This is a genomic window from Citrobacter sp. Ce006, assembly GCF_030336535.1.
In the GTDB taxonomy this organism is placed as follows: domain Bacteria; phylum Pseudomonadota; class Gammaproteobacteria; order Enterobacterales; family Enterobacteriaceae; genus Citrobacter; species Citrobacter europaeus.
Window position 1 is genome coordinate 436,830 of sequence record NZ_JAOWDO010000073.1, and the last position, 12,329, is coordinate 449,158.

11 protein-coding genes are annotated in these 12,329 nt (G+C 52.2%); 5 read left to right on the forward strand and 6 right to left on the reverse strand.

Annotation, left to right across the window (positions count from 1 at the left end; all coding sequences use genetic code 11):
- Positions 1-17 precede the first annotated feature (17 nt).
- Positions 18-1,673, reverse strand: coding sequence for an HTH-type transcriptional regulator SgrR (gene sgrR, locus OGV94_RS20795; RefSeq protein WP_075145209.1), 1,656 nt, complete (start codon positions 1,671-1,673; stop codon positions 18-20).
- A 99-nt stretch (positions 1,674-1,772) separates the two neighbouring features.
- On the opposite strand from sgrR, the gene sgrT reads away from it, so the two are divergent.
- Together sgrT and OGV94_RS20805 are read left to right on the forward strand one after the other, a co-directional pair.
- Positions 1,773-1,895: a glucose uptake inhibitor SgrT gene (gene sgrT, locus OGV94_RS20800; protein ID WP_043018414.1), complete on the forward strand. Its 123-nt coding sequence runs from the start codon at positions 1,773-1,775 to the stop codon at positions 1,893-1,895.
- A gap of 115 nt (positions 1,896-2,010) precedes the next feature.
- The gene (locus OGV94_RS20805) at positions 2,011-3,189 is read left to right on the forward strand and encodes a sugar efflux transporter (RefSeq protein WP_043018415.1); all 1,179 of its coding nucleotides are present in this window, start codon (positions 2,011-2,013) and stop codon (positions 3,187-3,189) included.
- Positions 3,190-3,280: 91 nt separating this feature from the next.
- Here the strand turns inward: OGV94_RS20805 and leuD are convergent, their stop codons facing one another.
- The 5 genes from leuD to leuL all read right to left on the reverse strand — a co-directional run bounded on the left by leuD (position 3,281) and on the right by leuL (position 8,139).
- Positions 3,281-3,886, reverse strand: a complete 606-nt coding sequence (gene leuD / locus OGV94_RS20810; protein ID WP_043018416.1) for a 3-isopropylmalate dehydratase small subunit — start codon at positions 3,884-3,886, stop codon at positions 3,281-3,283.
- A gap of 10 nt (positions 3,887-3,896) precedes the next feature.
- Positions 3,897-5,297, reverse strand: coding sequence for a 3-isopropylmalate dehydratase large subunit (gene leuC, locus OGV94_RS20815; protein ID WP_043018417.1), 1,401 nt, complete (start codon positions 5,295-5,297; stop codon positions 3,897-3,899).
- Between the two features lie 2 nt (positions 5,298-5,299).
- The gene (leuB, locus tag OGV94_RS20820; protein WP_016155686.1) at positions 5,300-6,391 is read right to left on the reverse strand and encodes a 3-isopropylmalate dehydrogenase; all 1,092 of its coding nucleotides are present in this window, start codon (positions 6,389-6,391) and stop codon (positions 5,300-5,302) included.
- Entirely contained in the window at positions 6,391-7,962 is a 1,572-nt protein-coding gene (gene leuA / locus OGV94_RS20825) for a 2-isopropylmalate synthase (protein WP_003829569.1), read from the reverse strand. The genes leuB and leuA overlap by 1 nt, the downstream gene beginning before the upstream one ends.
- A gap of 90 nt (positions 7,963-8,052) precedes the next feature.
- Positions 8,053-8,139 (reverse strand): leu operon leader peptide, encoded by an 87-nt coding sequence (gene leuL, locus OGV94_RS25140; protein WP_100193950.1) that lies wholly within the window; start codon positions 8,137-8,139, stop codon positions 8,053-8,055.
- Positions 8,140-8,793: 654 nt separating this feature from the next.
- Here leuL and leuO point away from each other — a divergent pair.
- From leuO to ilvN, 3 genes are all read left to right on the forward strand, one after another.
- Positions 8,794-9,741 carry a transcriptional regulator LeuO gene (leuO, locus tag OGV94_RS20830; RefSeq protein ID WP_043018419.1) on the forward strand — a complete coding sequence of 316 codons (948 nt, stop codon included), beginning with the start codon at positions 8,794-8,796 and terminating at the stop codon, positions 9,739-9,741.
- Between the two features lie 318 nt (positions 9,742-10,059).
- Positions 10,060-11,784 carry an acetolactate synthase 3 large subunit gene (gene ilvI, locus OGV94_RS20835; RefSeq protein ID WP_087051009.1) on the forward strand — a complete coding sequence of 575 codons (1,725 nt, stop codon included), beginning with the start codon at positions 10,060-10,062 and terminating at the stop codon, positions 11,782-11,784.
- 2 nt (positions 11,785-11,786) lie between these two features.
- Entirely contained in the window at positions 11,787-12,278 is a 492-nt protein-coding gene (ilvN, locus tag OGV94_RS20840) for an acetolactate synthase small subunit (RefSeq protein ID WP_003829566.1), read from the forward strand.
- The last annotated feature ends 51 nt before the right edge of the window (positions 12,279-12,329 follow it).

The following is a 12,329-nucleotide window of genomic DNA, read 5'->3' on the forward strand; positions in this document are numbered from 1 at the left end:
TTGTTGCTCAGCAGCAATTAAGGATCCGGCGGTGCAAACCACGCCGATTTAAAATCAAACCAGCCTAGAGTATTCATGCGTAGCCCGCGCATACTGCGCTGGCCCTGAATGATCAGCCAGTGGTGGATCAACGGCACAATGGCCTTTGTCGCGAGCATCTGTTGGCACCATGCCGCCAGGCTCATTTCGCCCGTTCGCCAGCGGGCGGCATCGTTTTCCCAGTCCCGCGAGATACAGTTTTGCAGTAATGGGACTTCGCAGAGATGCGCGAACAACGAGAAGTCCAGCGGTAGGGTAAAGTTGGCGCTGTTGAGCCAGATATCGCTAACTATTTCACCCGCATGCCATTGATCGTAGTCGATCTCCTGAATATTCAACTGTACCTGATGTTCCGCCAGCAGCGTTTTCATGATCTGCGCGATAATCCGGTGTTCGATGTGATCGCGATAGTAAGTGAGAGTCAGCGTTTCCAGTCCGGCTGGTTTTTCACCATGGCCGGGTCTGGCATGGTGCCAGCGGGGAAGCAAACCGTAGGCGGGGAACCACAGTCGCTGGTACTGTTCGTCGGCGTGGCAGATTAAATGGGTTGGCGAGAGAACGCGGCTAGCCCACTCGCGGACCTCCTGATTAGCGCCACGGTGGGTGCGCGTATCAAACAGCAGGTAGTAGCAGCCTTCTTCGAGCCGGCTCTCGATCGCCTTTTCATCCTCCGTGGGGCCTTTTAGCGTCAACCCGCCGCCAGGCTCTTCGCCGATGTCGGGTAGCACCCAAACGTTAACTTCGTCGATCAGCGCCCGGTAGCCAAAGTAATCATCAAATGCGTGAATCTTCAGTTGGTTATTGGTATTGCGAATCACCGCATATGGGCCAGTGCCAATCGGGTGACTGGAGAAGTTATTTAACGTTTCCCATTCTCGCGGCAGGATCATGGCGGGGACTTGCCCCAATAACCAGGGAAGCCAGCGGTCAGGCTGGGACAGATGGATATCCAACGTCCAGGCCGTGGGCGAGACGATTTGCGTGATGTGTGAGTACAGCGGCAGAGCGTTAATGCGCGTCAGCGAGGCGATGACATCTTCCATTTCCAGTTCGCGGCCATGATGGAAATGGATCCCCGGGCGCAGGAAAAATCGCCAGTGTAAAGGTGAAATCTGCTGCCAGTGATGGGCGATGTCCGCTTCCAGTTCCCCATTTTCCTCATTTACCCGTATTAGGGCGCTGAAGATTTGCCGGGCGATATGGGTTTCGGAGCGGCGCAATGCCGTACCCGGAAGCAGGTTGTGCATGGGACGATAATAGAGAACGCGCATGATGTGTCGACCCTGGCGAAAACTGCGGCCGAGGTGGGAAACCAGCATCTGCCGTACGGCCGTTTTGTCACCGACCAGTTGCACCAGTTGATCGATGCGATCCTGTTCCAGCAGGTCTTCTGCCCGCTGTTGCTGGAGCGCCAACCCGGTATAGAGGAATGTCAGGCGCGAGCGTTTACCTCGTCCAACTTCGGCTTCCCACGTTAACCAGCCGCGTTCCTGCATGGTATTAAGCAGCGTACGCATATGGCGGCGCGAGCAGCTCAGAAGCTCCGCCAGCTCGTTAAGCGTCGTGTCTTGCGTTTTGCCGTCGCAGCATTGCCACAGACGGATGAACTGTTGTTGCAAACGACCAGAAGACATAAAAGGGGAACTCCTGCGGAAAACTCAGCAATTTTATAATCCCTATATTAAGCCAATAATAGATTCCGATGAAGCGATGAGACAACGAAGGGGTCATCTATGCGTCAGTTCTGGTTGGAGTACTTTACCGCGACGGAAAAATCGTCCTGGTTGGCTTGCCTGAGCGCACCGCAGCGCTTAAAGATGCTCGAAGAGCTGATGCAGTGGGAGGTGACAGCCTGACTCCTGAATTGGGAATTGCAGACATCATGTGTGACTGAGTATTGGTGTAAAATCACCCGCCAGCAGATTTTTTCTGCTGGCTTTTTTCGTTTCAGCTGCGCTTAAAAGGAAAGATATGCTCTGGATTATGACCATGGGACGGCGCCTCAACGGCGTTTACGCGGCATTTATGCTGGTCGCTTTTATGATGGGCGTGGCGGGGGCATTACAGGCCCCCACGCTGAGCCTGTTCCTGAGCCGTGAAGTCGGGGCGCAGCCATTTTGGGTCGGGCTGTTTTACACCGTCAATGCGATTGTCGGGATCGTTGTCAGCCTGGGTCTCGCGAAACGATCCGACAGCCAGGGCGATCGGCGCAAGCTGATCATGTTCTGTTGCCTGATGGCAATTGGCAACGCGCTGCTGTTTGCGTTTAATCGCCACTATCTTACGCTGATCACCTGCGGTGTGCTGCTGGCCTCGCTGGCGAATACCGCGATGCCGCAGCTGTTTGCGCTGGCGCGAGAATATGCTGATAACTCCGCGCGTGAAGTGGTGATGTTTAGCTCGGTGATGCGTGCGCAGCTTTCACTGGCATGGGTGATTGGACCGCCGCTGGCCTTCATGCTGGCGCTGAATTACGGCTTTACGGCGATGTTTTCCATTGCCGCAGGGATTTTTGCCATTAGCCTGGTGCTGATTGCGCTGATACTGCCGTCCGTCGCGCGGGTGGAGCAGCCTGTAGATGTGCCGCTCGAACACACTGGCGGTTGGCAGGACAAAAATGTGCGCATGCTGTTTATTGCCTCCACGCTGATGTGGACCTGCAATACCATGTACATCATCGATATGCCGCTGTGGATAAGCCTTGAGCTGGGCTTGCCGGACAAGCTGGCCGGGATCCTGATGGGAACGGCGGCTGGGCTGGAAATTCCGGCGATGATTCTGGCGGGCTATTACGTGAAGCGCTTTGGTAAACGGCGAATGATGATCGCGGCAGTTGCGGCGGGCGTGCTGTTTTATCTGGGTTTAATCTTCTTTCACAGCCGTACGGCGCTGCTGGTGCTGCAACTGTTTAACGCGGTATTTATCGGTATTATCGCCGGGATAGGCATGCTGTGGTTTCAGGATTTGATGCCCGGACGAGCGGGGTCAGCGACCACACTATTTACCAACAGTATTTCAACGGGAGTCATCCTGGCGGGAGTGATTCAGGGAGCTGTTGCGCAAAGCTACGGCCACTTTGCCGTCTATTGGGTGATTGCGGCAATTTCTGTCGTTACGCTGGTGATGACCGGGCGGGTGAAGGACGTCTAATCATGTTGCCGGATGCGCTGCGCTTATCCGGCCTACAGTTGGAGTGCGTTTGTAGGCCGGATAAGCGCAGCGCATCCGGCAGTCGCAATGACTAGCGCATAAACGCTGGCTGCTTGTCTTCATACTCGGTGATGGCCGCTTCATGCTGCAGCGTCAGCCCGATGCTGTCCAGACCATTCAGCATGCAGTGGCGGCGGAAGTCGTCGATTTTAAAGCTGTAGGACTTATCGCCTGCTTTCACCACCTGCGCCTGGAGATCCACTTCAAATTTAATCCCCGGGTTGGCTAATACCAGCGCGAACAATTCATCTACCTGCGCGTCGCTCAGGGTCACCGGCAACAGTTGGTTATTGAAACTGTTGCCGTAGAAGATGTCGGCGAAGCTTGGCGCGATCACCACTTTAAAGCCGTAATCGGTCAGCGCCCATGGCGCATGTTCGCGTGAAGAACCGCAGCCAAAGTTTTCCCGTGCCAGCAGAATTGAGGCGCCTTTATATTCCGGGAAGTTCAGCACAAACTCTGGATTAGGCTGTTGCCCCTTTTCGTCCAGGAAACGCCAGTCGTTAAACAGATGAGCGCCAAAGCCGGTGCGCGTAACCTTCTGCAAAAACTGTTTAGGAATAATTGCGTCGGTATCAACGTTGGCGGCATCCAGTGGGACAACCAGGCCGGTATGCTGGGTAAATTTCTCTGCCATGGTAGTTTCCTTATTTGATGCTGCGAATGTCGGCAAAATGACCGGTGACGGCGGCAGCGGCAGCCATGGCCGGACTGACTAAGTGCGTACGACCACCGCGGCCCTGACGACCTTCAAAGTTACGGTTGCTGGTGGATGCGCAACGCTCGCCAGGGTTCAGGCGGTCATTGTTCATGGCCAGGCACATGGAACAGCCAGGCAAACGCCATTCAAATCCTGCTTCGATGAAGATCTTGTCCAGACCTTCCGCTTCCGCCTGCGCTTTCACCGGACCAGAGCCCGGCACTACCAGCGCCTGAACGCCAGGCGCGACTTTACGTCCTTTGGCGATTTCCGCCGCGGCACGTAAATCTTCAATACGCGAGTTGGTGCAGGAACCGATGAACACTTTATCGATAGCCACTTCAGTTAACGGAATGCCCGGTTTCAGCCCCATATACGCCAGCGCTTTTTCAGCCGATGCGCGCTCAACGGGATCGGCAAATGAAGCCGGATCGGGAATATTATCGTTCACCGAGATAACCTGACCCGGGTTCGTACCCCAGGTGACCTGCGGCGCGATCTCTTCTGCCTGCAGAGTAACGACGGTATCAAACGTTGCGTTGTCGTCGGTTTTCAGCGTTTTCCAGTACTCTACCGCGTGGGCGAAATCCTCGCCTTTCGGTGCGTGTAAACGACCCTGCACATAGTTAAAGGTCGTTTCATCCGGTGCGACCAGACCCGCTTTGGCGCCCATTTCAATGGCCATGTTGCACAGGGTCATGCGGCCTTCCATGCTCAGCGCGCGGATGGCTTCGCCGCAAAACTCAACTACGTGTCCGGTACCGCCTGCGCTACCGGTTTTACCGATAATCGCCAGTACGATATCTTTAGCGGTAATGCCAGGTGCTGCTTGACCGTTGACTTCAATCTTCATGGTTTTGGCGCGCCCCTGTTTCAGGGTCTGCGTTGCCAGAACGTGTTCAACCTCAGAGGTGCCAATACCAAAGGCCAGTGCGCCAAATGCGCCGTGTGTGGCGGTGTGGGAATCGCCGCAGACGATGGTCATACCCGGCAACGTTACGCCTTGCTCAGGTCCCATCACGTGGACGATACCCTGATACGGGTGGTTCAGGTCATACAGTTCGACGCCAAATTCATTGCAGTTTTTGATCAATTCCTGCATCTGAATACGCGCCATTTCGCCGGAGGCGTTAATGTCTTTGGTCTGCGTGGAGACGTTGTGGTCCATGGTGGCGAAGGTTTTACCGGGCTGGCGCACCTGACGTCCATGCGCACGCAGGCCATCAAACGCCTGCGGAGAGGTCACTTCATGCACCAGATGCCTGTCGATATACAACAGTGGTGTTTCGTTTTGCGCTTCAAAGACAACGTGCGCATCAAACAATTTTTCGTATAACGTTTTAGCCATGATTACACCCCTTCTGCGACGTAACGGGCAATGATGTCACCCATTTCATCAGTACCGACTGCGGCAGCGCCACGGGCTAAGTCACCGGTGCGAATGCCTTCTTCTAATGCGCGATTGATGGCGCTCTCAATAGCGGTGGCCGCATCATTGGCATCCAGGCTGTAGCGCAACAGCAGCGCCAGCGACAGGATTTGGGCGATAGGGTTGGCAATGTTTTTCCCGGCGATATCCGGGGCGGAACCGCCTGCGGGTTCGTACAGACCAAAGCCCTGCTCATTCAGGCTGGCGGACGGTAACATACCCATTGATCCGGTGATCATGGCGCATTCGTCAGACAGGATGTCGCCAAAGAGGTTGGAGCACAACAGCACGTCGAACTGGGACGGATCTTTAATCAACTGCATTGTCGCGTTGTCGATGTACATATGTGCCAGTTCAACGTCTGGATATTCATTCGCAATTTCATTGACGATTTGGCGCCAAAGAATCGATGTTTGCAGTACGTTGGCTTTATCAATCGACGTGACTTTGCGGCGGCGCTGGCGAGCGGATTCAAACGCGATACGCGCAATACGCTCGATCTCAAAACGGTGATAAACCTCGGTATCAAATGCTTTTTCATGTTGACCGCTGCCTTCGCGGCCTTTTGGCTGACCGAAGTAGATCCCGCCGGTCAGTTCGCGCACGCACAGGATGTCGAAACCGTTCGCGGCGATATCTGCCCGCAGAGGGCAAAATGCTTCCAGACCCTGGTACAGCTTAGCCGGGCGCAGGTTGCTGAATAATTTGAAATGCTTACGTAATGGCAGCAGCGCGCCGCGTTCAGGCTGCTGGTTTGGCGGCAGATTTTCCCATTTCGGGCCGCCAACGGAGCCAAACAGAATGGCGTCAGCTTGCTCACAGCCTTCAACCGTTGCAGGCGGGAGCGGCTGACCGTGGTTATCAATAGCGGCACCACCCACGTCGTAGTGGCTGGTGGTAATACGCATGTTAAAACGGTTGCGGATTGCGTCCAGTACCTTCAGGGCTTGCGCCATCACTTCCGGGCCAATACCGTCACCCGGCAAAACAGCAATATGATAATTCTTCGACATCACACGGTTTCCTTGTTGTTCTCGTTGTTCTGAGCTTTGCGTTGCAATTCTTTTTCGACTTCTTCGGCGCGCCAGATGTTATTCAGCACATGAACCATCGCTTTAGCAGAAGATTCGACGATATCCGTAGCCAGACCGACGCCGTGGAAACGACGACCGTTATAGTTGGCCACGATATCTACCTGACCCAGCGCATCTTTACCGTGCCCTTTGGCGGTCAGGCTGTATTTCACCAGTTCGATGTTGTATTCAGTCACACGGTTGATGGCCTGATAAATGGCATCGACCGGACCGTTACCGTTCGCCGCTTCGGCTTTGACTTCTTCACCGCAGGCCAGCTTGACGGAGGCGGTGGCAATGTCATTTGAGCCGGACTGTACGCTGAAGTAATCCAGACGGAAATGCTCCGGCTCTTCCTGCTGTTTATTAATAAAGGCCAGTGCTTCCAGGTCGTAATCAAATACCTGACCTTTTTTATCCGCCAGCTTCAGGAACGCGTCGTACAGGTTGTCCAGGCTGTATTCATTCTCTTTATATCCCATCTCGTCCATACGGTGTTTCACCGCGGCGCGTCCGGAACGGGAAGTCAGGTTCAGCTGCACCTGGTTCAGGCCGATGGATTCAGGCGTCATGATTTCGTAGTTTTCACGATTTTTCAGCACGCCGTCCTGATGGATGCCGGAGGAGTGGGCAAACGCCCCACTACCGACAATGGCTTTGTTGGCCGGAATAGGCATGTTGCAGATTTGGCTGACTAACTGGCTGGTGCGCCAGATTTCCTGGTGATTAATACGAGTCTGTACGTTCAGGATATCTTTGCGCACTTTGATCGCCATGATCACTTCTTCCAGTGAGCAGTTACCGGCGCGTTCGCCGATGCCGTTCATCGCACCTTCCACCTGGCGAGCACCGGCGTGGACGGCTGCCAGCGCGTTGCCGACGCCCAGGCCTAAGTCATCATGGGTATGTACGGAGATGATGGCTTTATCGATATTCGGTACGCGTTCATACAGACCAGAAATGATTGCCCCAAATTCGAAAGGCATAGTGTAGCCAACGGTATCGGGGATATTAATGGTTTTGGCACCCGCATTAATCGCCGCTTCAACCACGCGGGCCAGGTCGGCGATAGGGGTTCGACCAGCATCTTCGCATGAGAACTCCACGTCATCCGTATAATTACGCGCACGCTTAACCATGTAGACAGCGCGCTCGATTACTTCATCCAACGTGCTGCGTAATTTCGTCGCGATATGCATCGGCGAAGTGGCGATAAACGTATGAATGCGAAAAGCCTCGGCGACTTTCAGAGATTCTGCGGCAACGTCGATATCTTTTTCTACGCAGCGTGCTAAGGCACAAACGCGGCTGTTCTTAACCTGACGAGCGATGGTTTGTACGGACTCAAAGTCACCCGGTGAAGAGACCGGGAAACCGACTTCCATCACGTCAACGCCCATTCGTTCGAGGGCCAGCGCAATCTGCAGTTTTTCTTTCACACTCAGGCTCGCCTGTAACGCCTGTTCACCGTCGCGTAAGGTGGTATCGAAAATAATGACTTGCTGGCTCATGGTTTAGGTCCTTGGTCTTTAGGGCGCCTTGCTTCGAGCATAAAAAAACCCGCGCAACGGCGCGGGTTTTTTGTCTTAACTGGAGCTGACTTAATGCTGAATGTCGTCCACCAGTCTACCGCGCAACGAAGGTGCGTTTAGTAGTAGTAGACCGTTGAAACGAGCAATGTAAGTCATCAATCAAGCTCCAGGCGAATGCGATATGCTTTTAGTGGTACTGGATATGAAGACTGATGTCAACCCCATCCCTCGGGAAGGCTCTGATTAAGGGATGAAATTTCTGCAAAACTTAAGCGAATTGTGCTGAATTTTTCGGGGTATATAAAATTAATCCGCTGATGGCTGAACATACTTTTCATGGTTTGACATATTTGAGCATATTTATTTGCATTTATTGTAACGATGAATCGAAGAAAACTACTCTATTGAGATTTTATATCTTTATGATTTGCCTGTTCTTATAGCAACTCTGAATGTGTTAAGCCAGCCTGACGCCACATAATTGATAAATTAATGTTAACTTTTAATGTATTAATAATATAAACATTTAATTAAAACTTAAATACATATTCACGGTACGTATGATTGTGTATTCGTCGTGCTTATGGTTATATTGTTTTTGAAATTTAAACATATGAATCATCGTGCAGTGACCTCTGCCACACTGCGCTCGCATTGGTCTTTTGTTCATTTAGGTTTGTGCCTTTATGTTTTCCTAATTTTAATGTTTTTTCTTTTTCTCATTTTATATGCATGGTAAATCATATTAACGGAGATTATTTCTTCACTCCGTCTGGGAAAAGGGAGTTTAGAGTGACAGTGGAGTTAAATATGCCAGAAGTAAAAATAATAGATAAAACGAATCTTATAGAGATGGGTAAGCCACAGCTTCGTATGGTTGATCTCAATCTATTAACCGTTTTCGATGCGGTGATGCAGGAACAAAATATTACCCGTGCCGCGCATACGTTGGGGATGTCGCAACCCGCTGTCAGTAATGCGGTCGCGCGCCTGAAGGTCATGTTTAACGATGAGCTTTTTGTTCGATATGGACGCGGGATACAGCCTACAGCAAGAGCTTTTCAGTTGTTTGGCTCTGTTCGCCAGGCATTGCAATTAGTGCAGAATGAACTGCCTGGTTCCGGCTTTGAACCTGCCAGCAGTGAGCGTGTTTTCAATCTCTGTGTATGTAGCCCGTTGGATAATATTCTTACTTCATTGATTTATAATCGAGTTGAGCAAGTCGCACCGAATATTAATGTCGTTTTTAAATCTTCACTCAATCAAAATACTGAGCATCAATTACGTTATCAGGAAACTGAGTTTGTTATTAGCTATGAAGAGTTCCGTCGTCCAGAATTCTCCAGTATTCCATTATTCAATGACGAAATGGTGTTAGTGGCGAGTAAAAAGCATCCGCGTATTAGTGGCCCATTGCTGGAAAGCGATCTCTATAATGAACAGCATGCCGTGGTTTCCCTCGATCGCTTCGCATCATTCAGCCAGCCGTGGTATGACACACCGGATAAACAATCCTGCGTGGCTTATCAGGGAATGGCATTAATTAGCGTGCTTAATATTGTGTCGCAAACGCATCTGGTTTCTATTGCGCCGCGTTGGTTGGCAGAAGAGTTCGCCGATTCTTTAGAACTGCAAATATTGCCTTTACCTTTAAAATTGAATAGCCGCACATGTTATCTTTCATGGCATGAGGCTGCGGGTCGCGATAAAGGACATCAATGGATGGAAGAGCTGTTGGTCTCCGTCTGCAAGCAGTAGCAGTTGGCAGAATAAATCGGGGGATACATCTGGTTTATTCTGCTTTTTTCTTTATGTCTGAAATTTTATGCTGAACTCTACTTTTTATATATACCCTGACCTGTAAAAAAATAGAGTAATTGCTGTAAGTCTCCCTTTTTAAGCGATTATTTATCATATCAATTGCTTATGATGGTTTAATTCTCCATTTATTCGATTCTTTCCTCCGTTTTATTCTAATTTACTCCAGTGCCACCCCTTCGGAGTCAATTGCCATGCGTCATCGTCAGCGGTTAATGTGTTGTTAAACCGTAATTCATTATAAGAGTGAGGCAAGCCATGGAGATGTTGTCTGGAGCCGAGATGGTCGTCCGATCGCTCATCGATCAGGGTGTGAAGCAGGTATTCGGTTATCCCGGGGGGGCCGTCCTCGATATTTATGATGCGCTACATACGGTCGGCGGTGTTGATCATGTGCTGGTCCGTCATGAACAGGCCGCGGTACATATGGCTGATGGCCTGGCGCGCGCCACGGGGGAAGTCGGCGTTGTTTTGGTCACTTCCGGACCGGGGGCAACCAATGCAATCACCGGGATTGCAACGGCATATATGGATTCCATTCCACTGGTGATCCTCTCCGGACAGGTTGCCACCTCCCTGATTGGCTACGATGCCTTTCAGGAGTGCGACATGGTGGGCATATCCCGCCCGGTGGTAAAACACAGCTTCCTGGTTAAACAAACGGAAGACATCCCGCAGGTGCTGAAAAAAGCCTTCTGGCTGGCGGCAAGCGGTCGTCCGGGACCGGTGGTAGTGGATTTGCCGAAAGATATTCTGAATCCGGCGAAAAAACTGCCTTACAGCTGGCCGGAGTCTGTAAGTATGCGTTCATATAATCCGACAACGACCGGACATAAAGGTCAGATAAAACGTGCTCTGCAAACGCTGGTAGCGGCGAAGAAACCGGTGGTCTATGTGGGCGGTGGCGCGGTGAATGCCGCCTGCCACCAACAGCTGGGGCAGATTGCCGAAGCACTGAATCTGCCGGTTGTTTCCTCGCTGATGGGGTTAGGCGCGTTTCCGGCCACGCATCGCCAGGCGCTGGGTATGTTGGGCATGCACGGTACTTACGAAGCCAATATGACCATGCATCATTCCGATGTGATCTTTGCCGTCGGCGTTCGCTTCGACGATCGAACGACCAATAACCTGGCCAAATATTGCCCGAATGCGACCGTACTGCATATCGACATCGATCCGACCTCCATTTCAAAAACCGTCACGGCGGATATTCCGATTGTGGGCGATGCTCGCCTGGTGCTGGATCAGATGCTTGAGTTGCTGGAGCAGGAAAAATCACAGCAGCCGCTGGATGATAACCGTGACTGGTGGCAACAGATTGAACAATGGCGCGCCCGTCAGTGCCTGAAATACGACACGCAAAGCGAAAGTATTAAACCACAGGCGGTAATAGAAACCATCTGGCGTCTGACGAAAGGGGAGGCATATGTGACCTCTGATGTTGGTCAGCATCAGATGTTTGCCGCACTTTACTATCCGTTCGATAAACCACGCCGCTGGATTAACTCAGGCGGCCTCGGCACCATGGGATTCGGTTTACCCGCGGCGTTGGGGGTGAAAATGGCGCTGCCCGATGAAACGGTGGTGTGCGTGACCGGAGATGGCAGCATTCAGATGAATATCCAGGAGCTGTCGACGGCGCTGCAATATGAACTGCCGGTGCTGGTGCTCAACCTTAACAACCGCTATCTCGGCATGGTCAAACAATGGCAGGACATGATCTACTCCGGGCGCCACTCCCAGTCTTACATGCAGTCGCTGCCCGATTTTGTACGCCTTGCCGAGGCTTATGGGCATATTGGTATCCAGATTAATCATCCAGATGAACTGGAGAACAAGCTAGGCGAAGCGCTGGAACATGTGCGTAACCATCGTCTGGTGTTTGTCGATGTCACCGTCGATGGCAGTGAGCATGTCTACCCGATGCAGATTCGTGGGGGCGGGATGGATGAAATGTGGTTAAGCAAAACGGAGAGGACCTGATTATGCGCCGGATATTATCAGTATTGCTGGAAAACGAGTCGGGTGCATTGTCGCGTGTGATTGGCCTCTTCGCCCAGCGTGGATACAACATTGAAAGCCTGACCGTCGCGCCGACTGACGATCCGACCTTATCGCGGATGACGATTCAGACGGTTGGGGATGAGAAAGTCCTGGAGCAGATCGAAAAGCAGCTTCACAAGCTGGTGGATGTTCTGCGCGTCAGCGAACTGGGGCAGGGCGCGCACGTTGAACGAGAAATCATGCTGGTGAAAATCCAGGCCAGCGGTTATGGCCGGGAAGAGGTGAAACGTAACACGGAGATTTTCCGCGGGCAAATCATCGACGTTACGCCGTCGATCTACACCGTACAACTGGCGGGCACCAGCGATAAGCTGGATGCGTTTCTGGCAACCCTGCGTGAAGTCGCCAAAATTGTGGAGGTTGCCCGTTCCGGCGTGGTGGGACTTTCTCGCGGCGATAAAATTATGCGCTAACGTGCAGGGATAACGTAGGCCTGATGAGGCGCGCTAGCGTCGGCATCAGGC